At 63.8% G+C, this 25,225-nt stretch carries 20 protein-coding genes; 7 read left to right on the top strand and 13 right to left on the bottom strand.

Features of this window, described 5'->3' with window-relative positions:
* Nucleotides 1-22: 22 nt before the first annotated feature.
* Nucleotides 23-1,435, bottom strand: coding sequence for a glucuronate isomerase (gene uxaC / locus NKI21_RS05120; RefSeq protein ID WP_352441008.1), 1,413 nt, complete (start codon nt 1,433-1,435; stop codon nt 23-25).
* Nucleotides 1,436-1,578: 143 nt separating this feature from the next.
* Here uxaC and NKI21_RS05115 point away from each other — a divergent pair, with 143 nt between their 5' ends.
* Nucleotides 1,579-3,114 carry a mannitol dehydrogenase family protein gene (locus tag NKI21_RS05115; protein WP_352864781.1) on the top strand — a complete coding sequence of 512 codons (1,536 nt, stop codon included), beginning with the start codon at nt 1,579-1,581 and terminating at the stop codon, nt 3,112-3,114.
* A gap of 118 nt (nt 3,115-3,232) precedes the next feature.
* On the opposite strand, the gene NKI21_RS05110 is transcribed toward NKI21_RS05115, so the two are convergent.
* The 8 genes from NKI21_RS05110 to NKI21_RS05075 all read right to left on the bottom strand — a co-directional run bounded on the left by NKI21_RS05110 (nt 3,233) and on the right by NKI21_RS05075 (nt 12,106).
* Nucleotides 3,233-3,640 carry a F0F1 ATP synthase subunit epsilon gene (locus NKI21_RS05110; protein WP_013529039.1) on the bottom strand — a complete coding sequence of 136 codons (408 nt, stop codon included), beginning with the start codon at nt 3,638-3,640 and terminating at the stop codon, nt 3,233-3,235.
* A 113-nt stretch (nt 3,641-3,753) separates the two neighbouring features.
* Nucleotides 3,754-5,361 (bottom strand): F0F1 ATP synthase subunit beta, encoded by a 1,608-nt coding sequence (gene atpD, locus NKI21_RS05105; RefSeq protein WP_023811758.1) that lies wholly within the window; start codon nt 5,359-5,361, stop codon nt 3,754-3,756.
* A 70-nt stretch (nt 5,362-5,431) separates the two neighbouring features.
* The gene (locus NKI21_RS05100) at nt 5,432-6,316 is read right to left on the bottom strand and encodes a F0F1 ATP synthase subunit gamma (protein ID WP_023811757.1); all 885 of its coding nucleotides are present in this window, start codon (nt 6,314-6,316) and stop codon (nt 5,432-5,434) included.
* A gap of 31 nt (nt 6,317-6,347) precedes the next feature.
* On the bottom strand, nt 6,348-7,877 hold the full coding sequence (gene atpA / locus NKI21_RS05095; RefSeq protein WP_023811756.1) for a F0F1 ATP synthase subunit alpha: 1,530 nt from the start codon (nt 7,875-7,877) through the stop codon (nt 6,348-6,350).
* Nucleotides 7,877-8,437: a F0F1 ATP synthase subunit delta gene (locus tag NKI21_RS05090; RefSeq protein ID WP_128304061.1), complete on the bottom strand. Its 561-nt coding sequence runs from the start codon at nt 8,435-8,437 to the stop codon at nt 7,877-7,879. The genes atpA and NKI21_RS05090 overlap by 1 nt, the downstream gene beginning before the upstream one ends.
* A gap of 246 nt (nt 8,438-8,683) precedes the next feature.
* The gene (locus NKI21_RS05085; RefSeq protein ID WP_013529034.1) at nt 8,684-9,079 is read right to left on the bottom strand and encodes an AGROH133_08824 family phage infection protein; all 396 of its coding nucleotides are present in this window, start codon (nt 9,077-9,079) and stop codon (nt 8,684-8,686) included.
* Between the two features lie 94 nt (nt 9,080-9,173).
* A complete protein-coding gene (locus NKI21_RS05080) occupies nt 9,174-9,869 on the bottom strand; it encodes an aspartate/glutamate racemase family protein (protein ID WP_352864777.1) in 696 nt (231 codons plus the stop codon).
* A gap of 53 nt (nt 9,870-9,922) precedes the next feature.
* On the bottom strand, nt 9,923-12,106 hold the full coding sequence (locus NKI21_RS05075) for a primosomal protein N' (protein WP_352441011.1): 2,184 nt from the start codon (nt 12,104-12,106) through the stop codon (nt 9,923-9,925).
* 90 nt (nt 12,107-12,196) lie between these two features.
* On the opposite strand from NKI21_RS05075, the gene fsa reads away from it, so the two are divergent.
* Nucleotides 12,197-12,853 (top strand): fructose-6-phosphate aldolase, encoded by a 657-nt coding sequence (fsa, locus tag NKI21_RS05070; RefSeq protein ID WP_127270489.1) that lies wholly within the window; start codon nt 12,197-12,199, stop codon nt 12,851-12,853.
* An 87-nt stretch (nt 12,854-12,940) separates the two neighbouring features.
* Here fsa and NKI21_RS05065 read toward each other — a convergent pair whose 3' ends face one another.
* From NKI21_RS05065 to leuS, 3 genes are all read right to left on the bottom strand, one after another.
* Nucleotides 12,941-15,625: a DNA translocase FtsK gene (locus NKI21_RS05065; protein WP_352864774.1), complete on the bottom strand. Its 2,685-nt coding sequence runs from the start codon at nt 15,623-15,625 to the stop codon at nt 12,941-12,943.
* Nucleotides 15,626-15,914: 289 nt separating this feature from the next.
* Nucleotides 15,915-16,493, bottom strand: a complete 579-nt coding sequence (gene lptE / locus NKI21_RS05060) for an LPS assembly lipoprotein LptE (protein WP_023811749.1) — start codon at nt 16,491-16,493, stop codon at nt 15,915-15,917.
* Complete coding sequence (gene leuS / locus NKI21_RS05055) at nt 16,480-19,104, bottom strand: leucine--tRNA ligase (RefSeq protein WP_352441013.1); 2,625 nt, start codon at nt 19,102-19,104, stop codon at nt 16,480-16,482. Before leuS ends, lptE begins: the two co-directional genes overlap by 14 nt.
* Nucleotides 19,105-19,259: 155 nt before the next feature.
* Between leuS and NKI21_RS05050 the strand changes: the two genes are divergently transcribed.
* The 3 genes from NKI21_RS05050 (at nt 19,260) to NKI21_RS05040 (ending at nt 21,834) form a co-directional block, all read left to right on the top strand.
* Complete coding sequence (locus tag NKI21_RS05050) at nt 19,260-19,922, top strand: YggS family pyridoxal phosphate-dependent enzyme (protein ID WP_352441014.1); 663 nt, start codon at nt 19,260-19,262, stop codon at nt 19,920-19,922.
* A 431-nt stretch (nt 19,923-20,353) separates the two neighbouring features.
* Nucleotides 20,354-20,608: a type II toxin-antitoxin system Phd/YefM family antitoxin gene (locus NKI21_RS05045; protein ID WP_023811747.1), complete on the top strand. Its 255-nt coding sequence runs from the start codon at nt 20,354-20,356 to the stop codon at nt 20,606-20,608.
* Nucleotides 20,609-20,784: 176 nt separating this feature from the next.
* The gene (locus NKI21_RS05040; protein ID WP_128304067.1) at nt 20,785-21,834 is read left to right on the top strand and encodes an aldo/keto reductase; all 1,050 of its coding nucleotides are present in this window, start codon (nt 20,785-20,787) and stop codon (nt 21,832-21,834) included.
* A gap of 45 nt (nt 21,835-21,879) precedes the next feature.
* Here the strand turns inward: NKI21_RS05040 and NKI21_RS05035 are convergent, their stop codons facing one another.
* Nucleotides 21,880-22,788, bottom strand: coding sequence for a LysR family transcriptional regulator (locus tag NKI21_RS05035; RefSeq protein WP_352441015.1), 909 nt, complete (start codon nt 22,786-22,788; stop codon nt 21,880-21,882).
* 119 nt (nt 22,789-22,907) lie between these two features.
* Between NKI21_RS05035 and NKI21_RS05030 the strand changes: the two genes are divergently transcribed.
* Nucleotides 22,908-24,089 (top strand): MFS transporter, encoded by a 1,182-nt coding sequence (locus NKI21_RS05030; protein WP_352441017.1) that lies wholly within the window; start codon nt 22,908-22,910, stop codon nt 24,087-24,089.
* A gap of 52 nt (nt 24,090-24,141) precedes the next feature.
* Nucleotides 24,142-25,176 carry an aldo/keto reductase gene (locus tag NKI21_RS05025; RefSeq protein WP_128304069.1) on the top strand — a complete coding sequence of 345 codons (1,035 nt, stop codon included), beginning with the start codon at nt 24,142-24,144 and terminating at the stop codon, nt 25,174-25,176.
* Nucleotides 25,177-25,225: the final 49 nt, after the last annotated feature.

Genomic DNA, 25,225 nt, shown 5'->3' with positions numbered 1-25,225 from the left:
GCATTGCGGGCGAGTTGCCCCTTCAGAGCCGATACGCCTTTTTCGCCAGCGTATAGGTCAGTTCCCGCGCCAGCTCATGCGCCTCGTCCTCGCGCAGCCTGTGCTCGGCGACGAGACGCGCCAGGAACGCGCAGTCGACTCGCCGCGCCACATCGTGACGCGCCGGGATCGAGGGAAAGGCACGGGTGTCGTCGTTGAAACCGACGGTGTTGTAGAAGCCGGCCGTCTCGGTGGTCATCTCGCGGAAGCGCCGCATGCCTTCCGGGCTGTCGTGGAACCACCAGGCCGGCCCGAGCTTCAGCGCCGGGTAGACACCGGCCAGCGGCGCCAGCTCGCGCGCATAGCTGGTCTCGTCGAGCGTGAAGAGGATGACGGTGAGGTCGCGCTCCAGCCCGACGCAGTCGAGCAGCGGCTTCAGCGCCGTCACATAGTCGGTCCGGGTCGGGATATCGAAGCCCTTGTCGCGGCCGAATTTTTGGAAGATTGCGGGCGAATGGTTGCGCCAGGAGCCGGGATGGATCTGCAGGACCAGCCCATCGTCGAGGCTCATCTTGGCCATCTCGGTGAGCATCTGGGCGCGGAACAGTTTTCGCTCGCGCTCATCGTCGGAACCACGGCGAACCCGATTGAACAGCTCTTGCGCCGCCGCATCCGAAAGATTGGCGGTCTCGGCCGTCGGATGGCCATGATCCGACGAAGTCGCGCCGAAGCTTTTGAAGAAGGCGCGCCGCTGGCGATGCGCATCGAGATAGCCGGCCCAATTGCCGGTGTCGCAGCCGGTGATCTCGCCGAGCCGATCGAGATTGGTTGAAAACCCTTCGAAATCGGGATCGACGACAGCATCCGGCCGATAAGCGGTGACCACACGGCCCTGCCAGTCGCTGTCGCGGATCATCTGGTGCCATTTGAGATCGTCGAGCGCGCCTTCCGTGGTCGCGATGACCTCGATGTTGAAACGCTCGAACAGCGCGCGCGGGCGAAAATTCTCCCACTGCAGCAGCGTCGCGATGGTGTCGTAGTGGCGGTCGGCGGTCGCGGCGGTCAGCGGTTCGTCGATGCCGAACAGATCGGCGAGCACGTGGTCGAACCACAGCCGGGTCGGCGTGCCGCGAAACAGATAATAATGCTCGGCAAAACGACGCCAGATCGTCCGGCCGTCGGTTTCGACAGGCGCGCCGTCCAGCGTCGCGACGCCGAGATCCTCGAGGCGGACGCCCTGGCTGAACAGCATGCGGAAGATGTAGTGATCCGGGACGATGAGCAGTTGCGCCGGATCCGGGAATGGCTCGTTCAGCGCATACCAGCGCGGATCGGTGTGGCCATGCGGGCTGACAAGGGGCAGGTCCTTGATCCCGGCATAGAGATCACGGGCAATCGCGCGCGAATGCGCCTCGGCGGGAAACAGCAGATCCGCATGGGTCAGTGTCACGGTCATCCTCCCAAGGCCACTATCGGTAGGGGCGGCAAGAAATAATGTCAACATACAAAAATCCGATTGTTGTATGATGACTTTTCGACCCATTGTGTGGCAGGAAATCGAATGTTACGCCGCTTTGCCGATCCCTGCCGAGGCCACTCATGTCATCCGACCAGACCAGTCGCACCACGACGACCGAACGCCTTTCCACGAAGACGGTGCGCGCGCTGCCGGCTTCGATCGCGACACCTGCGTATGATCGCAGCCGCGTCGTCCCGGGCATCGTGCACCTTGGTGTCGGCGCCTTCCACCGCGCCCATCAGGCAGCCTATGTCGACGATTGCCTGGCGGCAGGCGAGGCGGATTGGGGCATAACAGGCGTTTCGCTGCGCAGCACCGACACGCGCGACGCTCTCACGCCGCAGGACGGGCTCTACACGCTGGCGATCAGAAGCAGTGGAACCGAAAAGCTTCAGGTCATCGGTTCGATCGGTGCGATGCTGGTGGCCCCGGAGGATCCGGGCGCGGTGCTGGCCGCGCTGACCGACCCGCACACCCGCATCGTCACGCTGACCATCACCGAAAAGGCCTATCTGAGAGCCGCGGGGGGCGGACTGGACGCCGCCCATCCCGACATCGTCCACGATCTGGCAAACCGGGAAATGCCGAAGACGGCGCACGGTTTTCTGACCGAAGCGCTTGCCCGGCGACGCGCCGCCGGCACGCCGCCCTTTACCGTGCTCTGTTGCGATAACCTGCCGGCCAACGGTGTCACGCTGCATCGGCTGCTGACCGAATTCGCCGCATTGCGCGATGCCAGGCTTGGCGTGAAGAGCGACGCCGGAATCGCCGACCACATCGCCCACCAGGTCGCCTTTCCTTCAAGCATGGTCGACCGCATCGTGCCGGCAACCACGGATGCCGATCGGGCACGGATCGCTGAAGAACTCGGCGTCGAGGACGCCTGGCCAGTGATGACCGAGCCGTTTTGTCAGTGGGTGGTCGAAGATAAGTTCCCGACTGGCCGGCCCGCGTGGGAACAATTCGGCGTCACCATGGTTCGCGATGTCGGCCCGTTCGAGGACATGAAGCTCAGGCTGCTCAACGGCTCGCATTCGGCCATCGCCTATCTTGGCCTGCTCAGCGGTCATGCCACCGTCGACCGCGCCTTCGCCGACCCGGCGATCCGGCAATTCGTCGATGCATTGTGGGCCGAAGCCATCCCGACCCTGCCCGAGGATGCCGGATTGGACACGAGCGCCTATACTGCGGAGCTCGCGGAGCGTTTTTCCAACACTGCACTTGCCCATCGCACGGCGCAGATCGCCAATGACGGCAGCCAGAAACTACCGCAGCGCATCATCGCTTCCGCCATCGAATGCCTCGAAGCCGGTACCGAGCTGGTCCATCTCACGTTGGTGGTGGCTGCCTGGATCGCTGCTTGCGCCGCGCGAGGAAAAACCTTGCCGGCGGGACATTTCACCGATCCGCTCGACGCGGCGCTGACGGCACTTTTGAGCGAGCAGCTGCCGGCCAACGAAACCGTGACCGCGGTGTTCGACCTGGCCGGCTTCGCCAGGGACCATGCCGAGCGGCAGACGTTGATCGAACTCGTGGCTGTCCATCTCGTCCACCTGCGGCGCGATGGTCCGGTTCTGGCCTTCGCCGCGCTCGGCATACAGAGCGAGCAGGCCTGAGCTACGGCCTCGCGGTTATGATGTCGGCGGGACAGCGCCCCTAGGCGCGAAGGATCGCGACAGAACGCCCGTCCTGCGCGCTACCAATGGCATGAATTCCAGAGTCTGCGCTCAGGCCTTACGCCGGCAGGATGGCGCCTTCCAGCGTGGTGAGCTGGCTAAGGAACTGTTCCGCCTTGCTGCGAGCCTCGTCGTCCTTGGCATCAGTGGCGTCTTCCTTGGCTTCCTGGATGCGGCGCGCGAGATCGGCGCGGTCGACATCCTTCACCGCGACAGCCGATTCCGCCAGCAGCGTGCAGCCGGCCGGAACGATGTCGGCGAAGCCGCCGAACACCACATAGCGCTCTTCGCCGCCCGCCGCGGTCTTCACCGTGACGACGCCCGGCTTGATCGTGGTCATGACCGGAGCGTGATGCGCCATGACGGTCATCTCGCCTTCGGCGCCGGGAATGACGACGGATTCGACCTGCTCGGAAACGAGCAGACGCTCCGGCGAGACCAGTTCGAACTTGAAAGCTTCAGCCATGATCAATTTAGTGAGTAGGGAATAGGAACTAGGCAGTAGTAAGTGGCCCTAACCGGTCCACATTACGCAGCTGCTATTCCCCACTCACTACTGACTACTCCCTATTCCCTAAATTAAGCCGCTTCAGCCGCGAGGCGCTGTGCCTTCTCGACCGCTTCCTCGATGCCGCCGACCATGTAGAAGGCAGCTTCCGGAAGGTGATCGTAGTCGCCGTTGCAGAGGCCCTTGAAGCCCTTGATGGTGTCGGCGAGGTCGACCAGCTTGCCCGGCGCGCCGGTGAACACTTCGGCGACGAAGAACGGCTGCGACAGGAAGCGCTCGATCTTGCGGGCGCGGGCCACGGTTTGCTTGTCCTCTTCCGACAGCTCGTCCATGCCCAGGATGGCGATGATGTCCTGCAGCGACTTGTAGCGCTGGAGGATCGACTGCACCTGGCGCGCGACGCCATAATGCTCGTCGCCGACGACCAGCGGGTCGAGCATGCGCGAGGTCGAATCCAGCGGATCGACGGCCGGATAGATGCCCTTTTCGGCGATGGCGCGGTTGAGCGTCGTCGTCGCGTCAAGGTGGGCGAACGAGGTCGCCGGCGCCGGATCGGTCAAGTCGTCGGCGGGCACGTAGATGGCCTGCACGGACGTGATCGAGCCCTTGGTGGTGGTGGTGATGCGTTCCTGCAGCGCGCCCATGTCGGTGGCGAGCGTCGGCTGATAGCCCACGGCCGAAGGAATACGGCCAAGCAGAGCCGACACTTCCGAGCCAGCCTGGGTGAAGCGGAAGATGTTGTCGACGAAGAACAGCACGTCCTGGCCCTGGTCGCGGAAATATTCCGCAACCGTCAGGCCGGTCAGGCCGACGCGGGCGCGCGCGCCCGGCGGCTCGTTCATCTGGCCGTAGACGAGTGCCGCCTTGGAGCCTTCGCCGCCGCCCTTCTTGTTGACGCCGGATTCGATGAACTCGTGATAGAGATCGTTGCCTTCGCGGGTGCGCTCGCCGACGCCAGCGAACACCGAGTAACCGCCATGCGCCTTGGCGATGTTGTTGATCAGTTCCTGGATCAGCACGGTCTTGCCGACGCCGGCGCCGCCGAACAGGCCGATCTTGCCGCCCTTGGCGTAGGGCGCCAGCAGGTCGAGCACCTTAATGCCGGTGATCAGGATCTGCGCTTCCGTCGACTGCTCGACATAGGTCGGAGCCGGCTGGTGGATGGAGCGCATTTCGGTCGCGTCGACCGGGCCTTCTTCGTCGACCGGCTCGCCGATGACGTTGATGATGCGGCCGAGCATGCCCGGGCCGACCGGCACGGTGATCGGCGCGCCGGTGTCACGCACTTCCTGGCCGCGAACCAGACCTTCGGTCGAGTCCATGGCGATGCAGCGCACGGTGTTTTCACCCAGGTGCTGGGCGACTTCGAGCACCAGTCGGTTACCGACATTGGTCGTCTCGAGCGCGTTCAGGATCGCCGGCAGGTGATCGCCGAACTGCACGTCGACAACGGCGCCGATGACCTGGCGGACCTTGCCGGCAACGCCGGTTGCCTTGCTGGCCACTGCCGATGTCTTGGCAGCGGCCGCCTTCGCCGGCGCTGCTGCCTTGGCCGGGGCAGCCTTCGCGGCTGCTGCTGGAGCCTTTGCCGCCTTCACGGGGGCTGCGGTTTTCGCGGCTGCGGCCTTGGGGGCTGCCGTCTTGGATGTCGCCTTCTGGGGGGTCGCTGCTTTCGCCATCGTCTTTACCCTTTTTCGTCCTTTGTTTCTCACGCGGTCCGATCGCGGGTCGATGACCCGCGAACCGCGCCTAGAGCGCCTCGGCGCCCGAAATGATTTCGATCAGTTCCTTGGTGATCTGCGCCTGCCGCTGGCGGTTATAGGTGATCGACAGCTTGTTGATCATGTCGCCGGCGTTGCGCGTCGCATTGTCCATGGCGCTCATCTTGGCGCCCATTTCGCCGGCCACATTTTCGAGCAGCGCCCGGAAAACCTGCACGGAGATGTTGCGCGGAATGAGGTCGGAGAGGATTTCGCCCGGCTCCGGTTCATATTCGTAGACGGCGTTGCCGCCATCCGTCGCCTCGGCAGGAGCCGAAGCAACGCCGGCCGGAATGATCTGCTGCGCGGTCGGGATCTGGCTGATCACCGACTTGAACTGCGAATAGAACAGCGTGCAGATGTCGAAGCCGCCCTCATTGAAGAGGTGGATGACCTTCTTGGCGATCGCATCGGCATTGACGAAGCCGAGTGTCTTGACCTCGCGCAGATCGACGCGGTCGATGATCATCGACGCATAGTCGCGGCGCAGGATGTCGAAACCCTTCTTGCCGACGCAGATGATCTTGACCTGCTTGCCGTCCGCCAAAAGCTTGCGGATATGGTCGCGGGCAAGGCGGGCGATCTGCGAATTGAAGCCGCCGCACAGGCCGCGCTCGGCGGTGCAGACGACGAGCAGATGCACGTCATCCTTGCCGGTGCCGGTCATCAGCGCCGGGGCATCGCCGCCGCCGCCGATGGCCTGGGTGATGTTGGCCAGCACGGAACCCATGCGCTCCGAATAGGGGCGCGCCGCTTCCGCAGCCTCTTGCGCACGGCGCAGCTTCGCCGCGGCGACCATCTGCATCGCCTTGGTGATCTTCTGCGTCGCCTTGACCGAGGCGATACGGTTACGAAGGTCTTTTAATGAAGGCATGCTTCAAACCTGATCCCGTCTTGCAATTCGCTCAGGCGAAGGTCTTGGCGAAAGCGTCGATCTCGGCCTTCAGCTTGGCGCGCAGATCGTCCGACAGCGCCTTTTCCTTGCGGATGGCATCGAGGACGTCCTTGCCGGCCGAACGCATGTGGCTGAGCAGGCCATGCTCGAACTTGCCGACCTGGTTGACCGGCAGCTTGTCGAGATAGCCGTTGACGCCGGCGAAGATCACCGCGACCTGCTCTTCCGTCTTCAGCGGCGAGAACTGCGGCTGCTTCAGGAGTTCGGTCAGGCGCGATCCGCGGTTGAGCAGGCGCTGCGTGGCGGCGTCGAGATCGGAGCCGAACTGCGCGAAGGCCGCCATTTCGCGGTACTGCGCGAGCTCGCCCTTGATCGAGCCGGCAACCTGCTTCATCGCCTTGATCTGCGCGGCCGAGCCGACGCGGCTGACCGACAGGCCGACGTTCACCGCAGGACGGATGCCCTGGAAGAACAGGTTGGTTTCGAGGAATATCTGGCCGTCGGTGATCGAGATCACGTTGGTCGGGATGTAGGCCGACACGTCGTTGGCCTGCGTCTCGATGATCGGCAGCGCGGTCAGCGAACCACCGCCCAGATCGTCGTTGAGCTTGGCGGCGCGCTCGAGCAGGCGCGAGTGCAGGTAGAAGACGTCGCCCGGATAGGCTTCGCGGCCCGGCGGGCGGCGCAGCAGCAGCGACATCTGGCGATAGGCGACGGCCTGCTTCGACAGATCGTCATAGCTGATCAGCGCGTGCATGCCATTGTCGCGGAAATATTCGCCCATGGTGGCGCCAGCGAACGGCGCCAGGAACTGCATCGGTGCCGGATCGGAAGCGGTGGCGGCGACGATGATCGAGTATTCGAGCGCGCCGCGCTCTTCCAGCACCTTGACGAACTGCGCGACGGTCGAGCGCTTCTGGCCGACGGCGACATAGACGCAGTAGAGCTTTTCCTTCTCGGGGCCGTTGTCGTGCACCGACTTCTGGTTGAGCATCGTGTCGAGGATGATGGCGGTCTTGCCGGTCTGGCGATCGCCGATGACCAGCTCGCGCTGGCCGCGACCGACCGGGATCAACGCATCGATGGCCTTGAGGCCGGTCGACATCGGCTCGTTCACCGACTTGCGCGGGATGATGCCGGGCGCCTTGACGTCGACGCGCTTGCGCTCGACTGCCTTGATCGGACCCTTGCCGTCGATCGGATTGCCGAGCGCATCGACAACGCGGCCGAGCAGGCCGGGGCCGACGGGGACGTCGACGATCGCGCCGGTGCGCTTGACGATATCGCCTTCCTTGATGTCGCGGTCGGCGCCGAAGATGACGACGCCGACATTGTCGGCTTCGAGGTTGAGCGCCATGCCGCGGATGCCGCCGGGGAATTCGACCATCTCGCCGGCCTGGACATTGTCGAGGCCGTAGACACGGGCGATACCGTCACCGACGGACAGCACCTGTCCGACTTCGGAGACCTCGGCCTCCTTGCCGAAATTCTTGATCTGGTCTTTCAGAATTGCGGAAATTTCCGCGGCGCGGATGTCCATCAGCCGACCTCTTTCAGTGCAAGCTTGAGCGAATTGAGTTTGGTTTTGAGCGACGTATCGATCTGGCGCGAGCCCATCTTGACCACCAGCCCGCCGAGCAGCGACGGATCGACGGTGACGGAGATGGCCACGTCCTTGCCGGCAACGCTCTTCAGCGCCGCCTTGAGTTCGGTCTGCTGGGCAGCCGTCAGCTCGTGCGCCGACGTCACTTCAGCAGCGGTCTCGCCACGATGTTCGGCTGATATCTGGCGGAACGCCCTGATCATGCCGGGAATGGCGAACAGCCGGCGGTTGCGGGCGACGACGCGCAGGAAATTGCCAGTGAGGCCGGCAATCCCCGCCTTGTCGGCAATCGCCGCAATGGCCTTCGCCTGGTCCTCGCTGGAGAACACCGGGCTATTGATCAGCCGGGTGAGATCAGCGCTGCCCGCGAGCATGGCTTCGAAACTGCTGAGGTCGGCTTCGACCTTGGCCACGGAATTTGCCTGCAGGGCGAGTTCGAACAGCGAACCCGCATAGCGTTCTGCGACACCTGAGATTGGCGATGACGATTGAGCCACGGACCGTCTTTTCTCTTGTCTGACAGGCCGTAGATTGTTGGCGCGAGCAAAAACTCTGGCTAAATCTTTGACCTTACTGCATTTTTTCGAGCACGGAGGCGCGGCTTCCGCTATCCCCGGCCGAAAGTCGATTGCCGTCTAGCACAGGCATTTTAAGACCGCAATGCGTCGTTCCGCATGGTTTTCAGGCACTATTGTCGCATCCGGGGAAAGTCACCCGTCTTCCATCGCGGAATACCCAACGATTCAAGGCAGAAAGCCGAAGGCAAAGGCGAGCGGCAACGCCGCCAGGACCAATTCCAGCACAATGGAAACCCAATTGAAAGGCGTGTTGGCGCCATCAGACATCATCGACAGCAGCCGGCCGAAGGCGGTGAACAACCAGGAAAAGCCGAGCGCCATGTAGATCAGCGGCTGCGCCAGCAGGATACAGCACAGGCCGACACCGAGATAAAAGCCCGACATCCTGCCGCGCCCCTCGGCGATCGCGGCAGCCTTCTCTGGCTTGACCTGCAAGCGCAGGGCACGGAAGGCGAGACCAGGTGCCAGAAAAAACAAAAGACCGAGCAGCACGGTGAAGACGGCGCTCGACCAGGCCAGCCATTCGCCCTGGCTCGTCGGCCATGGAAGCGCAAAATCCATCTCGTCCCCTCGAAATGCCTGTTTTGAAATTCCGGGCATTCTAGCGAAGGAAAGAAAGGACGCCAGATGGAGTCCGGCAATTTGCGGAAGCCTGTCAGCCCAGCGTGAATTCGACCGCCGCCTCGGCACGGATGCGCGTTGTGTCGAAGACCGGAACGTCGAAGTCCTGCTGGCCGATGAGCATGGTGATCTCGGTGCAGCCCATGATGACGCTGTCGGCCGCCTCTTCGCGGCGCAGGCGCTCGGTCTCGGCTATGTAAGCCGCCTTTGAAGTCTCCTTGACGATGCCTTGGCACAGTTCCTCATAGATGACACGATGGACCATGTCGCGCCCGGCCGCATCCGGCACCACAGGGCTCAATCCAAATCTGTCGGCGAGCCGGCCCTTGTAGAAGTCCTGCTCCATGGTGAAGCGCGTCGCCAGCAGCGCCGGCCGCTGCATGCCGGCGCGCTTGACCGCCACCGCCGTGGCGTCGGCGATGTGGATCAGCGGGATCGACACCGACGCCTGCACCTGGCCGGCAAGTTTGTGCATGGTGTTGGTGCACAACAACAGGCCATCCGCGCCGCCGGCCTCGAGCTTGCGCGCCGCTTCGACGAGAAGCACGCCGGCGCCGTCCCAGTCGCCATGATGCTGCCGCTCGGCGATCTCGGCGAAGTCGAACGACCACAGAAGCAGTTTCGCTGAATGCAGCCCACCCAGCCGCTCGCGCACGATCTCGTTGAGCAGGCGATAGTAGATGGCGGTGGATTCCCAGCTCATGCCGCCCAGAAGGCCGAGGGTTTTCATATGAGTTTCCACATCTCGCTGGCTTACGGCAACCTATCGCTGAAAGCGCGACCTTACAAAAAGCTCTGCGGGTCGATGTCGACCTGCACCCGAACCGAACCGCGTTGCTTCGGTCCGCTAGCCAGCATGGCCCTGATAAAACCTTGTATGTCGGCGCGCCGTTCGCCCTGGATCAGCAGGCGGAAGCGGTGGCGGCCGCCGAGCAGGGACAGCGGCGCCTCCGCCGGTCCCAGCACGAACAAATCTGTCGCCTCGGGCGCGGCGCGGCGCAGGCCGCGTGCATGGCCCTCGGCTTCCGCCCGTGTCACCGCACTGACGATGACGCCGGCGAGCCGGCCGAAGGGCGGCAGTGCGGCTCGTTCGCGCTCGGCGATCTCGCGCTCGTAAAACGCCTCGGCGTCACCGGAGACGATCGCCCGCATCACCGGGTGGTCGGGCTGAAAAGTCTGCAGCAGGCCGAGGCTCTTCTTGCCGGTGCGGCCGGCGCGGCCGGTGACCTGGCTGAGCAACTGGAATGTGCGCTCGGCGGCGCGCGGATCGCCGTTGGCAAGACCGAGATCGGCGTCGACGACGCCGACCAGTGTCATGTTGGGAAAGTTGTGGCCCTTGGCGACGAGCTGCGTGCCGATGACGATGTCGGCCCCGCCATCGGCGATCGCCTCCAGCTCCAGCCGCAGCCGCCGCACGCCGCCCATCAGGTCCGACGACAAAACGATGGTGCGCGCGTCGGGAAAATGCGTAACGACCTCTTCGGCGATCCGCTCGACACCTGGCCCGCAGGCGACCAGATGATCGAGCGTGCCGCATTCCGGGCAGGCTTCGGGGCGGCGCTCATTGTGCCCGCAATGATGGCAGACCAACTGGCCGCGAAAACGATGCTCGACCAGCCAGGCCGAGCAGACCGGGCAGCCGAAGCGGTGGCCACAAACCCGGCACAGCGTCAGCGGCGCATAGCCGCGCCGGTTGAGGAACAGCAGCGACTGCTCCTGCCTCTCCAGCGTCTGGCGCATCTGGTCGAGCAGCACCGGCGACAGGAAACCGCCACGCGCCGGCGGCGCGCGCCGCATGTCGACCGCCTTCAGATGCGGAAGCGCCGCCTCGGCGAAACGAGCGGAAAGCACCGCTCTGTTGTATTTACCTTGGCTGGCATTGACCCGGCTTTCGACCGACGGCGTCGCCGACGCCAGCACCACGGGGAAGCTGCCGATATGGCCGCGCACCACCGCCATATCGCGCGCATTGTAGAAGACGCGGTCCTCCTGCTTGTAGGCAGGGTCGTGCTCCTCGTCGACGACGATCAGGCCGAGCTCCTTGAACGGCAGGAACAGCGCCGAACGCGCACCGGCGACGACCCGCACGCCGCCTTCCGCCACTTGCCGCCAAACCCGCTCGCGTATCCGCGGCGGCAGGTCGGAATGCCATTCACCCGGCTTGGCGCCGAAGCGCTGCTGGAAGCGCTCGAGAAAGGCATGCGTCAGCGCGATTTCCGGCAGCAGGATCAGCACCTGCCTGCCCTGGTCGAGCGCAGCCGCCACCGCTTCGAAATAAACCTCCGTCTTACCTGATCCGGTGACGCCGTCGAGCAGCGCGACGTTGAACACGCCGGCTGCGACATTGGCGCGCAGCATCTGCGCCGCGGCGCTCTGGTCCGGCATCAGTTCCGGTGTGGCGTAGCCGGGATCGGGCGCGGCCACCACCGGGCGCGGCGGGATCATCACGGTCTCGAACACGCCTTGCGCCCTCAGGCCGTCGATCACCGTCGACGACACGCCGGCGGCGTGAGCGAGGCCGGAGCGCGTCCAGGCAAGGCCGCCTTCAGCCGTCTCCAGCACGCGCTGCCTGGCGCTCGTCATCCGGTCGGGTGCGAGAAGCGTGCGCTGCAATCCCTCGATCCACGGTTCGGGGTCGAAAGCCTCCGGCGCCCTGAGCAGCATGCGCGCCACCATGCCCGGCGGCGACAGCGTGTACTGCGCCACCCAGTCGACGAAACGGCGCATGGCGCGGTCGATCGGCGGGCAGTCGAAGACCTGTTCGATGGGGCGCAGCTTTTTCGCGTCGACCTTCTCGACCGCGCCATCCCAGACGATGCCGGCGACCTGGCGCGGCCCAAGCGGCACGCGCACGATCGAGCCCGGCACCACGCGCATGCCGGCCGGCACTGCATAGGTGTAGGGGCGTTCGGCGGGCATCGGCACCAGCACCGGTGCGGCTGCGACAAAGGGCGAATCTTCGATCATGAGGCGTGACCTTGCCCTGACTTTGGTCTAGATCAAAGGCCGACCCCGAATGTGCATGACATGCACATGAAAATCTTCAGGAGACCCGCCATGAAATTTTTTGTCGACACCGCCGACGTCAAGGATATCCGTGAGCTGAACGATCTGGGGCTGCTCGACGGCGTCACCACCAATCCGTCGCTGATCCTCAAATCCGGCGGCAAGATCGCCGACGTCACCAAAGAGATTTGCGACATCGTCAAGGGTCCGGTCTCGGCTGAAGTCACCGCCACCGAATATTCCGAGATGATGCAGCAGGCCAAGGTTCTGGCCAAGATCGCCGACAATGTCTGCATCAAGGTGCCGCTGACGCTGGACGGGCTCAAGGCCTGCAAGACGATCCGCACCGAGATGAACCGCCTGGTCAACGTCACGCTGTGCTTTTCGGCCAACCAGGCGCTGCTGGCGGCCAAGGCCGGTGCCTCGTTCATCTCGCCCTTCGTCGGCCGCGTCGACGACATCGGCATCGACGGCATGGAGCTGATCCAGGAGATCAGGCAGATCTACGACAATTACGATTTCCAGACCGAGATCCTCGTCGCTTCGGTGCGCACCGTGAACCACGTCAAGCAGGCGGCCCTCATCGGCGCCGATGTCGTGACCGCGCCGCCGGCGACCCTGAAGGCACTGGTCAAGCACCCGCTGACCGACAAGGGCCTGGAACAGTTCCTTGCCGACTGGGCAAAAACCGGCCAGAAGATCGGCTGAGAATGGCGATCGGCTGAAGCCAATTCGCTTGTGATGAAAAGGCCGGGCAACCGGCCTTTTTCATGTGCGCTTCAAGCGGACTGCCGATCAGTCCGCGCCATCGTCCTCGGGTGCGCTTGCCGGCTGGCGCCGGCCCATGATGATTTCGCGTTTGCCGACATGGTTGGGTGTGCCGACCAAACCTTCCTTTTCCATACGCTCGACCAGGGACGCGGCGCGGTTGTAGCCGATGCCGAGGCGGCGCTGGATGTAGGACGTCGAGCACTTCTTGTCGCGCACCACCACCTTGACCGCCTCGTCGTAGATCGCGTCGCTGTCTTCGGCTGCAACGGATCCCTTGTCGAAGACCGCGCCCTGGTCTTCTTCGATTTCTTCCTCGTCCTCATCGGCCGTCACGGTTTCCAGATATTCGGGGCGCCCTTGCGCCTTGAGATGCGCGACGACATGCTCGACCTCCGCGTCGGAAACAAACGGCCCGTGCACGCGGGAAATGCGCCCGCCGCCCATCATGTGCAGCATGTCGCCCTGGCCAAGCAATTGTTCGGCGCCTTGCTCGCCCAGGATTGTGCGGCTGTCGATCTTCGATGTCACCTGGAAGGAAATCCGGGTCGGGAAGTTGGCCTTGATCGTGCCCGTGATGACATCGACCGAGGGGCGCTGCGTTGCCATGATCAGGTGAATGCCGGCAGCGCGTGCCATCTGCGCCAGACGCTGGATCGCGCCTTCGATCTCCTTGCCGGCGACCATCATCAGGTCGGCCATCTCGTCGACGATGACGACGATGTAGGGCATCGGCGCAAGGTCGATTTCCTGCTGTTCGAAAAGCGGTTCGCCGGTGCCCTTTTCGAAGCCGGTCTGCACGGTCATGACAACCGTCTCGCCCTTGTCGCGGGCAGCGGCGGCACGCTCGTTGTAGCCGTCGATGTTGCGCACACCGAGCCGCGCCATCTTGCGATACCGGTCCTCCATTTCGCGCACCGCCCATTTGAGCGCCGTCACGGCTTTCTTGGGGTCCGTGACGACGGGCGTCAGAAGATGCGGGATGCCGTCATAGACAGAGAGTTCGAGCATCTTGGGATCGACCATGATCAGCCGGCATTCTTCCGGCTTCAACCGATAGAGCAACGACAGGATCATGGTGTTGATGGCGACCGACTTGCCGGAGCCGGTGGTTCCGGCCACCAGCAAATGCGGCATCTTCGCCAGCTCGGCGATGACCGGCTCGCCGCCGATCGTCTTGCCGAGACAAAGCGCCAGCTTGCAGCTGGTCTTGCGAAAGCCTTCCGATTCGATCAGCTCCCGGAAATAGACGGTTTCGCGCATCTCGTTCGGGAGCTCGATGCCGATGACGTTGCGGCCAGGCACGACGGCGACCCGCGCCGAAATCGCCGACATGGAGCGGGCGATATCGTCGGCAAGCCCGATGACGCGAGAAGATTTGACGCCCGGCGCCGGCTCGAACTCATAGAGCGTGACGACCGGGCCTGGGCGAACATGAATGATCTCGCCACGCACGCCGAAGTCCTCGAGCACGCTTTCCAGCAGATCGGCGTTCTGCTCGAGCCGCTCCTGCGACATGTAGAAGCCTTGTCCCTCCGGTGGCTGCTGCAACAGCTCTTCCGAGGGAAGCTCATAGGGATCGCCCGGGGTTGACAGCAAGACCTTTCCAGCCCCAGGCAAGCGCGCGGAGCGGGCGCCAACGGCCCCGGCAGGGACGTTCACACTTGGCGCGGCCGACACGGAAACGGCATCGCTTTTGGCGGCTGGGATTGCGACAGCCTGGACCGGCGACGGCGCATTGCTCGCCGGCACGCCAGGTTGGGCGACGGTCCGGTTCGAATTGGCCGGCCAAACATCCGGCAACGGCTTCAAGACCTGGCCCGGAAGGCAGTCGATGACACGAAACAATGCGGTGGCATCGGTCCCTGTCGTCGGGCGAATGTCGATCGGCATAGTGGTCACTGGCGCCACGGCGACCGGTGCAGGCGACGCTGGACCGGTCTGCCGGGCCGGCGACGAAACGTCGACCAGATAGGGTGCCATGGCCTCGAAGAAGGCATGATCCGAAAGATATGGCCAGCGCAGCCTTTCGGAAGTGGTCGTTTTGGCGCCCGGAGCAACGGACGCACGCGCGGATGCCCGTGCCGTAGCGACCGACCTCGGCGGCACCGGCGCAACGGCTGGCACCTTCTCCCTGGCGCGCCCCGGGGCAACAAAAGCAGCAGCCGGCGGTGATGACCCTTGCGAGGCGTGGCCGGCCAGCGGCTCGGAAGCAGGGCTTTTCACCGAAGCCGGCAATGCCAGTAGCGAAGGCGCGGAGGACGCCCCGTTGATCATGGATTGAGCAACGGCTTGCTCTGCTGGGCGCGTCGCGGCGTGTTCGACAACACGCTCGTGCGGCGGACGATGCTTCCTGGCCTCATAGTCCGGCGTGCGTGTAAAACGCACGTTGGGTGCAAGGAAGAAATATTCCTGCCAGGCAGGGCTCTCGATATCGCCGATTTTCGAAGGCGTATCGTCCGAGCCACCCCGCGGCTCCATATAGGGCCGCTTGTTGCCGCCGAGATCGACCACCGGTGCGGAATAGCCGGCCCGGCGTGTGGTGGGCTGCCGGCCGTCCGGCTCCTTGCGAGCCGGACGATCAAGGTCGCCTGCCGCGGAAGAACTTCGCTGACCACCCCTGTCGCCGATGCTCTCCAAGCGCTTCCCCTCGGGGCCATCAGGCAATGCAGCCGTCGATAAATTGACCCGGGAAAAACGCTTGGCTTCCATTCTCAAGACTCACTTTGAAATGTCTGCCGAGCAATAGGGAGCGAGTGGTTAACAGTTGCTTCCCGGATGGATCGCCGACCATCCTGGGCACCAAAATCTTCGTGGTGGTCTGCGAGCGACACGGCACGATCGTCGTCTCGCCGCATCCACGCTGGTGGCGCGATCTACTCGCCGTGCCGCAGCAGCTCGATGGGTCTTCGGACAATCTCTGTTCGAGAATCTGGTCATGATCCCGCGATCACCCCATCGTGCCTGGAGCCAGACCGTTTCCGTGAAGCGATGAGGTGCGCTAGCCGGTCTTGCCGTGCCGGACAAGGTCCTGGGCAATGGACAGCTGCAGCGCTTCCGCCAACTCTCGCGCAGCGCGATTCTCGGCGTCGATCTGCGCCCGGTATGCGGCGAATTCCTGACGCGGCCTGTCGAAGGACGAAGTGATCGAACGCTTGCCGGATGCGATCACCACGCCGGTCTTCGCATCGGCCAGCGTATAGCTGCCGGTCAGCGTCACGGAACCGGCGGTCGGTTCGTCTTCATCCGTTCCGACCTGCACGAGTGCCGCGGACTCGACCGCTTCGGTCACGCCGAGATTTAGCGAATATGCCGGCGAGGCCGGCTCGCCGGCGCCTCGTCCAAACCCGAAAATCAGATTGTTGCGCACCTGTTGGCCGTAACGCGTATTGACCGGCTTGATGCCGATCAACGCCAGTTCGGCACTGGCACTGGCCTGCGAACCCGACAGTGGCGCGCTCGAATAGAGCGGCCGCACCGTGCAGGCCGAGACAAGCGCGAGCGAACCTATCAGGCCGGCAAGCGCTATGCGGCGCAGCAAATGGCTCAACTCTGTCTTTTCCCGATCAGGCAACGACATTGACGATCCTCTGCGGCACGATGATCACCTTGCGCGGAGCCTTCCCTTCGAGTGCTTTCTGCACGAAGTCGAGAGCCAATACCGCTTTTTCGACCGCACCTTGGTCCGCGTCGCGGGCAATTGTCAAATCCCCCCGCTTCTTGCCGTTGACCTGTACCGGATAGGTGACTTCGTTGTCGACGACCAGCGCCGAATCGAAGACCGGCCAAGGCCGTTCGGCAACGAGATCGGTGCCGCCAAGCGCTGCCCAGCACTCCTCGGCCAGATGCGGCATGACCGGCGCGATCAGATGCACGAGAATCTCCACCGCCTGCCGGCAGGCGCCTTTCAGCGCTGCATCGGCCTTGCCTTCGGCCACCTCGTTGAGCGGCGTGGTCAGCGCGTTGGCCAGTTCGTAGATGCGGGCGATGGCGCGGTTGAAGGCGAGCTTCTCGATATCCTGTCCGACCGCCTTCAGTATCTTGTGCGCGGCCTTGGAAACCACCGCGGCCTCACCGCTGCTGGCCGCCACGGGCTTGATGCCGGCCAGTGTTTCGGCCGCCGTCGACACCAGGCGCCAGATGCGCTGGATGAAGCGATGCGCACCGGCGGCGCCATCGTCGGTCCACTCGACATCGCGCTCGGGAGGAGAATCCGACAGCATGAACCAGCGCGCCGTATCGGCGCCGTAGCCATCGGTGATGTCTTCCGGGCTCACCGTGTTCTTCTTCGATTTCGACATCTTTTCCAGCGGACCGATGGTGACGGCCTCGCCGGTGGCGATGTCGATGGCGCTGCGCTTGCCGTCGACATCCTCCAACCGAACTTCGGTGGGCGCCAGCCAGCGGCCATTCGATGCCGAGCCGACGCGATAGGTTTCGTGCACCACCATGCCTTGCGTGAACAGGCCCTTGAACGGCTCGGCCAGATCGACCTGGCCGGCCTCGCGCATGGCGCGGGTGAAGAAGCGCGAATAGAGCAGATGCAGGATCGCGTGCTCGATCCCGCCAATATACTGGTCGACCGGCAGCCATTCGTTGGCCGCCCTGGGATCGGTCGGTTCATGCGCCCACGGCGCGGTGAAGCGGGCGAAGTACCACGACGAATCGACGAACGTGTCCATCGTGTCGGTTTCGCGCCGCGCATCCCTGCCGCATTGCGGACATTTCACATGGCGCCATGTCGGATGCCGGTCGAGCGGATTGCCCGGGCGATCGAAATCGACATCGTCGGGCAGCTTCACCGGCAGGTCCGCCTTCGGCACCGGCACCACGCCGCAAGCCTCGCAATGAATCATCGGGATCGGGCATCCCCAGTAGCGCTGGCGCGAAATGCCCCAGTCACGCAGGCGGAAATTCACCTTGCGCTCGGCCATCGGCCGGTTGCCGATCGTCTTCTGCTCCAGCAGTTTGGCGACCTCGTCGAAAGCCTGATCCGGCTTCATGCCGTCGAGAAAGCGCGAATTGATCATCACGCCGTCATCGACATAGGCTTCATCGATGATCTGGAACGTCGCCGGATTCTCGCCTTCCGGCATCACCACCGGAATCACCGGCAGGCCGTATTTGTTGGCGAAGTCGAGGTCGCGCTGGTCGCCGGACGGACAGCCGAAAATGGCGCCGGTGCCGTATTCCATCAGCACGAAATTGGCGACATAGACAGGCAGCATCCAGTTGTCGTCAAACGGATGGACGACGCGGATGCCGGTGTCGAAACCCTTCTTCTCAGCTGTCTCCAGCGCCGCCACCGAGGTGCCCATATGGCCGATATCCTCGATGAACTTCGCCAGCGCCGGATTGTGCGCAGCGGCCTTCCTGGCCAACGGATGATCGGCGGCGACAGCCATGAAGGAAGCGCCGAAGATGGTGTCGGGCCTTGTCGTATAGACTTCCAGCTCATGCTCGCCATCAGAGGCGTCGGCCAGAGGCCAGCGGATCAGCAGGCCTTCCGAGCGGCCGATCCAGTTCTGCTGCATCAGCTTCACTTTTTCCGGCCATTCGTCGAGGCCGTCGAGCGAATCCAGCAGATCCTGGGCGAAGTCGGTGATCTTGAAGAACCACTGCGTCAGTTCGCGCTGTTCGACCAGCGCGCCCGAGCGCCAGCCGCGTCCATCGATGACCTGCTCGTTGGCGAGCACGGTCATGTCCTCCGGATCCCAGTTGACCTTGGAGGATTTGCGCGTCACCAGCCCCTTCTCGACAAAATCGAGGAACAGCATCTGCTGGCGGTGGTAATAGTCGACGTCACAGGTGGCGAATTCGCGCGCCCAGTCCAGCGACAGGCCCATGACCTTGAGCTGCTCGCGCATGGTGGCGATGTTCTGGTAGGTCCACTCCTTGGGATGGACCTTGTTCTGCATCGCCGCGTTTTCGGCCGGCATGCCGAAGGCGTCCCAGCCCATCGGATGCAGCACGTTGAAGCCCTTGGCCCGTTTGTAGCGCGCCACCACGTCGCCCATCGTGTAATTGCGGGTATGACCGATATGGATGCGCCCCGACGGATAGGGGAACATCTCCAGCACGTAGTATTTCGGGCGCGGATCGTCATTGTGCGCTTCGAACAGCTTCTTGGCGTCCCAGGCCTTCTGCCATTTGGGCTCTGACGCGCGCGGATTGTATCGTTCGGTTGCCATGGGACGTTTTTCACTTAAAAGCAGGCGCGAACTGCGGGCGATGGCTCGGCAGTTCAGGGAATGTGGTCCGGGTGTTCACCATGGTTTGGCAAACCCGTCAACCATATGGGTATCGCGTCTGACAAAAACGCCGGTCAAAACAGCAGGATTTGCATATGGGTGACGCCGTTCAGCAATTTTTCGCGGTCAAGGCGAAGATCGCCGCCGCCGAGCGCGAGGCCGGCCGCGAAGCCGGCGTCGTGACGCTGGTCGCGGTCTCAAAGACCTTCGACGCTGCCGACATCGGCCCGGTCATCGAGGCCGGCCAGCGCGTCTTCGGCGAGAACCGCGTGCAGGAGGCGCAAGGCAAATGGCCTGATCTGAAGGACGCATTTCCCGACATCGAACTGCATCTGATCGGCCCGCTGCAATCCAACAAGGCCAAGGAGGCTGTGGCGCTGTTCGACGTCATCGAGACGATCGATCGCGAGAAGATCGCCGCCGAACTGGCCAAGGAGATCGCCAGGCAGGGCCGCGCACCGAAGCTCTACGTCCAGGTCAACACCGGCTCCGAGCCGCAGAAGGCAGGCATCGAGCCCCGCGACGCCGTGGCCTTTGTCGCCCGCTGCCGCGACGTGCATGGCCTCGCCATCGAGGGCCTGATGTGCATCCCGCCGGCCGATGAGAACCCCGGCCCGCACTTCGCGCTGTTGGAAAAGCTTGGCAAGGAAGCCGTAGTCGCCAAACTCTCGATGGGCATGTCTGGCGACTACGAGACGGCGATCGCCTTCGGCGCCACCAGCGTCCGCGTCGGTTCGGCGATCTTCGGCAGCCGATAGTTCCGATGCACAGACCGGTCTCTAGTCGCTAAATTCCAACATATTCGATTGGCTGCAGGCCACCACACCTTCGTCATCCTAGGGCGGAGCGACGCGAAGCGGAGCGCAGACCCTAGGATCCATGCCGTGACGACAAGGAAAATGCAGCGGTGCAGAATTCTGTTCCGCTGCATTCTTCGGCAGATGTCGCGGGATGGATCCTCGGGTCTGCGCTGCGTCGCTGCGCTCCTTGCTCCGCCCGTGGATGACGACGAGAGAGATGTTTATCCCGAGGTTTGCGATCTGCCGCCGAAAGAGGCTATAGATTCTCGCTGCCAATAGCTTCCAACCCATGTCGAGGGACTAGCAACACATCTGTTCGAGCGGAAACCCTGCCATGCTTCAACGGCATCTGGTATATGACTAGCGAAGCCATCTAGCGAGTAGTGCCCTTGAACTGGCATCTTAAGGACGCGAAGAACAATCTGTCGAAATTCGTACGGCAGGCGCGGGAACAAGGGCCACAAACCATCACGGTGCGCGGAAAGCCAACCGCTGTCGTACTCTCCCCCGAGAACTACGACCGACTGGTCGGCGCAACACCTTCGCTTGCGGAATATCTTCTCTCAGGTCCCGTGTGGGATGACGACTTCGTCGAGGAGGTCAATCGCCGCCCGAAGACGAAGATCCGAGTTATAGACTTATAATCCGCATACTCACGCGAACCTCGTTCGGTGAATGCAGCGGGCGCTTTCTGATGGCGGCATTAGATGCGGTGAGGGGTTATAGGCCAACTCGGCGGGCTCGTTGAGCCAGCAATTGGAAACGAAACGTACCGTTCCTATTTGCTTTGCGTCATCACAAACTCTCTGGAGCCGCCACCATGCGTTACAATCAGCTTGGAAATACGGGGATGTTCGTCTCCGAAATCTGCCTCGGCACCATGACCTTCGGTGCTGCCGGTGAAAATGCCCAATGGGGCCTGATCGCCAGTCTCGACCAGAGGGGCGTCAACGAGATCGTTGCCCATTCGCTCGCCGCCGGCGTCAATTTCTTCGATACGGCCGACGTCTACTCCTTTGGCGAATCCGAACGGCTGCTCGGCCAGTCGCTCAGGGATCTCGGCGTGAACAGGCAGAATGTGGTCATCGCCACCAAAGCCCACGGCGCCATGGGCGACGGTCCGAACCAGCGCGGCTCTTCACGCGGCCACATCATGGATTCGGTCGATGCCAGCCTGAAGCGGCTGCAACTCGACCATATCGATCTTTACCAGCTGCACGGCACCGACACCGTGACGCCGATCGACGAAACGCTGCGGGCGCTCGACGATCTCGTTGCCAGCGGCAAGGTTCGCTATGTCGGCGTCTCCAACTGGGCGGCATGGCGCATCGCCAAGGCGCTCGGCATCGCCGAGCGCAAGGGCTTTGCCCGTTTCGAGACCGTGCAGTCCTACTATTCGATCGCCGGCCGCGACCTCGAGCGCGAGATCGTGCCGCTGCTCAACGAGGAGAAGCTCGGCCTGATGGTGTGGTCGCCGATGGCCGGTGGCCTGCTCTCCGGCAAGTACGGCCCCGGCGCGCCCGGCAATGGCGAAGGCCGCCGCGCGTCCTTCAACTTCCCGCCGGTCAATGAGGACCGTGCCTGGGCGACCGTTACCGTCATGCGCGAAATCGCCAAAAAGCATGATGTCAGCGTCGCCACGGTGGCGCTCGGCTATGTCCTGGCCAAGCCCTTCGTGATGAGCGTCATCATCGGCGCCAGCCGCATGGAGCAGCTGGAGCAGAACCTTGCCGCCACTGAAGTGAAGCTCGACAGCGACGATCTGCTTCGTCTCGACGAGGTCAGCGCCCTGCCGTCCGAATATCCCGGTTGGATGCTGGAGCGCCAGGCAGCGGGCCGCCGCCCGGCGCCGTTCACGCCGAAAGCATAAATATAGCCCACGCTGACATCCCGGGAGCCCGTGGCTCCCGGGATGTCAGCTCAGCCGGACGCTCTCACCCAGAAAATCGAGAAAGGCACGCACCCGCGCCGGCAAATGCCGGCCTTGGCCGACATAGACGGCGTGGGTGGGCTCCTCGTCGCCGGGATTGAATGCCTCCAGCAGCGACACCAGCCGACCGGCGGCGATATCGGCCGCCACATGCCAGCGCGCCAGCCGGGCGATGCCCGCGCCCGCCAGCGCCATCAGCCGCATCGCCTCGCCATCGCTGACCAGCGTGTTGCCGGTGATGGGAACCATGATGGCGCGGCCGTCCGCGTCGAGGAACGGCCAGCCATCGAGATGCCTGACGAACCCGAAGCCCATGCGGTTGTGCCTGTCGAGATCGGCTGGCGTCGGTGGCATGCCGTGCTTCTCCAGATAGGAAGGTGCTGCAACGACGACCACCGGGCTTTGCCCGAGCTTGCGCGCCACCAGCCGTGACTCACTCAGCGGCCCGGCACGGATGGCGACATCGGCGCGTTCCGCCATCAGGTCGATGACGCTGTCGGTCAGCACCAGATCGACTGAAATCTCGGGGTAGCGTTCGAGGAAGCGTGGCAGAAGCGGGATCAGCCGGTGTACCCCGAAGGGCACGTAGCTGTTGACGCGCAGCCTTCCGCGCGGTGCCGCACCCGCCGCCGCCTCCTGCTCGGCCGCCGCCATGTCGGCGAGGATGCGCAGGCCGCTCTCGTAGAATGCTGTGCCTTCCGGCGTCAGTTGCAGCTTTCGCGTCGAACGACTGACCAGCCGCGCGCCAAGCCGGGCCTCCAGCCGCGCGATCAGCTTGCTCACCGCCGAGGGTGTCATGCGCAACGCGCGTGCCGCAGAGGAAAAACTGCCTTCCGCGACGACGCGCACGAAAACTTCGATCTCGCCGGAGCGGTTGATGTCAGGCCTGGCCATTTGTGAATCTATTTCACAGAAAATGTGCCCAAGGCAAGTCTGGTTCACAATGCAGGGGAGCACGATCTCAGGGGTCGGGGCGCGGGACGGCGCTCTTCGTCATCGAAGTGGAAACCGCCATGCCTCTTGCTCTCTACGCCCTCGCCGCGGGTGCCTTCGGCATCGGCGTCACCGAATTCGTCATCATGGGTCTGCTGCTCGATGTCAGCAAGGATCTCGGCGTTTCGATCTCGGCCGCCGGCCAGCTCATTTCTGGTTATGCGCTTGGCGTCGTCATCGGCGCGCCCCTGCTGACCATCGCCACCGGTAACTGGCCACGCAAGACCGTGCTTCTGGTGCTGATGGCGATCTTCACGCTTGGCAATTTCGCCTGTGCACTGGCGCCCGACTACTGGACGCTGATGGGCGCCCGCATCATCACCGCCTTCGCCCATGGCACCTTCTTCGGCGTCGGCTCTGTCGTCGCCACCGGGCTGGTCGCGCCCAACAGACAAGCCTCGGCGATCGCGCTGATGTTCACTGGGCTCACCATCGCCAACATCCTCGGCGTACCCTTCGGCACCTGGCTCGGCCAGGCCTTCGGCTGGCGGGCGACCTTCTGGGCGGTGACACTGGTCGGTCTGGCGGCCTTCGCCGTCATCCTGGCTCTGGTGCCGCGCAGCCGAACAGCGCCCGAAAAGAGCGATCTGCGCGCCGATCTCGCCGTTTTGCGCCGCACGCCTGTCCTGCTCGGTCTTGCCACCACCGTGCTCGGCTATGCCGGTGTCTTCGCCGTCTTCACCTATATCGCGCCGCTGCTGACCGAGATCAGCGGCTTCAAGGAAGCGGCCGTGTCGCCGATCCTGCTCGTCTTCGGTGGCGGCCTCATTGCCGGCAACTTGCTTGGCGGCAAGGTCGCCGACCGCTGGCTGGTGCCGGCCGTGCTGGGCAGTCTCGTGGTGCTGGCCCTGGTGCTCGCCACCATGACCTTCGCCATCCACAGCCAGGTGATGGCCGTCATCTATGTCGGTCTGCTCGGGGCCGCCGCCTTCGCCACCGTGGCGCCGCTGCAAATGTGGGTGCTGGAAAAGGCACAAGGTGCCGGCCAGAGCCTCGCCTCGTCCTTCAACATCGCCGCCTTCAATCTCGGCAATGCGGCAGGTGCCTGGCTTGGTGGTGCGGTGATTGCCCATGGCCTTGGCCTGGGCTCACTCACCTGGGTCGCCGCCCTGCTGCCGCTCGCGGCACTCGGTGTGGCGGGGCTGGCGCTGCGTCTCGATCGCACCGCCACGCTCGGCGAGCCTGCCTCCATCCGGTCGTGACCGTCCTCTGCAAACCCGCTTTCCACACCCTTCATTCCACAGGAGCAAAAAGATGGACTACCGACGTCTCGGTGCATCGGGCCTGAAAGTGCCCGCACTCTCATTTGGCGCGGGAACCTTTGGCGGTTCCGGCCCGCTGTTCGGCGCCTGGGGCAACAGCGACGCCAGGGAAGCGCGGCGGCTGATCGACATCTGCCTGGAGGCCGGCGTCAATCTGTTCGATACTGCCGACGTCTATTCGAACGGCGCCTCGGAAGAGGTGCTTGGCGAAGCGATAAAAGGCCGCCGCGATGCCGTGCTGATCTCGACCAAGACCGCGCTGCCGATGGGCGATGGGCCGGCCGACTATGGCTCGTCTCGGTCGCGGCTGATCAGATCCGTGGATGATGCGCTGAGGCGCCTCGGCACCGATTACATCGACCTGTTGCAACTGCACGCTTTCGACGCCGGGACGCCGATCGAGGAGGTCTTGTCGACGCTGGACGAACTCGTGCGCGCCGGCAAGCTGCGCTATGTCGGCGTCTCCAATTTCTCCGGCTGGCAGGTGATGAAGTCGTTGGCGCAAGCCGACAGCCAAGGCTATCCACGCTATGTCGCGCATCAGGTCTACTATTCGCTGGTCGGGCGCGACTATGAATGGGAGCTGATGCCGCTCGGCCTCGACCAGGGCGTCGGCGCGCTGGTGTGGAGCCCGCTTGGCTGGGGCCGCCTGACCGGCAAGATCCGCCGTGGCCAGTCCTTGCCGGAAAAGAGCCGGCTGCACGACACGGCAAGCTTCGGACCGCCGGTCGAGGACGAGCATCTCTATCGGGTGATGGATGCGCTCGATGCGGTGGCGCTGGAAACCGGCAAGACCGTGCCGCAGATCGCCATCAACTGGCTGCTGCAGCGTCCGACTGTTTCCTCCGTCATCATCGGCGCCCGCAACGAAGAACAGCTGCGCCAGAACCTCGGCGCCGTCGGCTGGAATTTGACGCCGGAGCAGATCAGGAAACTCGACGCGGCAAGCGAAGTCACCGCGCCCTACCCGTACTTCCCGTATCGGCGGCAGGAAGGCTTTGCCCGGCTCAATCCGCCGGTGGTGTGAGCACTGGCGTTGAAGCTGCCAATCTCCCCCCTTGCGGGGGAGATCGGTT

The sequence above is a fragment of the Mesorhizobium sp. M0715 genome (genome assembly GCF_040320355.1).
GTDB lineage: Bacteria > Pseudomonadota > Alphaproteobacteria > Rhizobiales > Rhizobiaceae > Mesorhizobium.
The sequence above is the reverse complement of the archived record's forward strand: the minus strand, read 5'-3'. Positions and strand labels throughout refer to the sequence as shown.

Bases quoted from the DNA above. Each gene is read 5' to 3' on its own strand.
- NKI21_RS05115 (WP_352864781.1), top strand. From the start codon at position 1,579: ATGTCATCCGACCAGACCAGTCGCACCACGACGACCGAACGCCTTTCC.
- NKI21_RS05110 (WP_013529039.1), bottom strand. From the start codon at position 3,640: ATGGCTGAAGCTTTCAAGTTCGAACTGGTCTCGCCGGAGCGTCTGCTC.
- NKI21_RS05050 (WP_352441014.1), top strand. From the start codon at position 19,260: ATGGGTGACGCCGTTCAGCAATTTTTCGCGGTCAAGGCGAAGATCGCC.
- lptE (WP_023811749.1), bottom strand. From the start codon at position 16,493: ATGTCGTTGCCTGATCGGGAAAAGACAGAGTTGAGCCATTTGCTGCGC.
- fsa (WP_127270489.1), top strand. From the start codon at position 12,197: ATGAAATTTTTTGTCGACACCGCCGACGTCAAGGATATCCGTGAGCTG.
- atpA (WP_023811756.1), bottom strand. From the start codon at position 7,877: ATGGACATCCGCGCCGCGGAAATTTCCGCAATTCTGAAAGACCAGATC.
- leuS (WP_352441013.1), bottom strand. From the start codon at position 19,104: ATGGCAACCGAACGATACAATCCGCGCGCGTCAGAGCCCAAATGGCAG.
- NKI21_RS05085 (WP_013529034.1), bottom strand. From the start codon at position 9,079: ATGGATTTTGCGCTTCCATGGCCGACGAGCCAGGGCGAATGGCTGGCC.
- NKI21_RS05025 (WP_128304069.1), top strand. From the start codon at position 24,142: ATGGACTACCGACGTCTCGGTGCATCGGGCCTGAAAGTGCCCGCACTC.
- atpD (WP_023811758.1), bottom strand. From the start codon at position 5,361: ATGGCGAAAGCAGCGACCCCCCAGAAGGCGACATCCAAGACGGCAGCC.
- NKI21_RS05075 (WP_352441011.1), bottom strand. From the start codon at position 12,106: ATGATCGAAGATTCGCCCTTTGTCGCAGCCGCACCGGTGCTGGTGCCG.
- NKI21_RS05035 (WP_352441015.1), bottom strand. From the start codon at position 22,788: ATGGCCAGGCCTGACATCAACCGCTCCGGCGAGATCGAAGTTTTCGTG.
- uxaC (WP_352441008.1), bottom strand. From the start codon at position 1,435: ATGACCGTGACACTGACCCATGCGGATCTGCTGTTTCCCGCCGAGGCG.
- NKI21_RS05080 (WP_352864777.1), bottom strand. From the start codon at position 9,869: ATGAAAACCCTCGGCCTTCTGGGCGGCATGAGCTGGGAATCCACCGCC.
- NKI21_RS05065 (WP_352864774.1), bottom strand. From the start codon at position 15,625: ATGGAAGCCAAGCGTTTTTCCCGGGTCAATTTATCGACGGCTGCATTG.
- NKI21_RS05040 (WP_128304067.1), top strand. From the start codon at position 20,785: ATGCGTTACAATCAGCTTGGAAATACGGGGATGTTCGTCTCCGAAATC.
- NKI21_RS05100 (WP_023811757.1), bottom strand. From the start codon at position 6,316: ATGCCTTCATTAAAAGACCTTCGTAACCGTATCGCCTCGGTCAAGGCG.
- NKI21_RS05030 (WP_352441017.1), top strand. From the start codon at position 22,908: ATGCCTCTTGCTCTCTACGCCCTCGCCGCGGGTGCCTTCGGCATCGGC.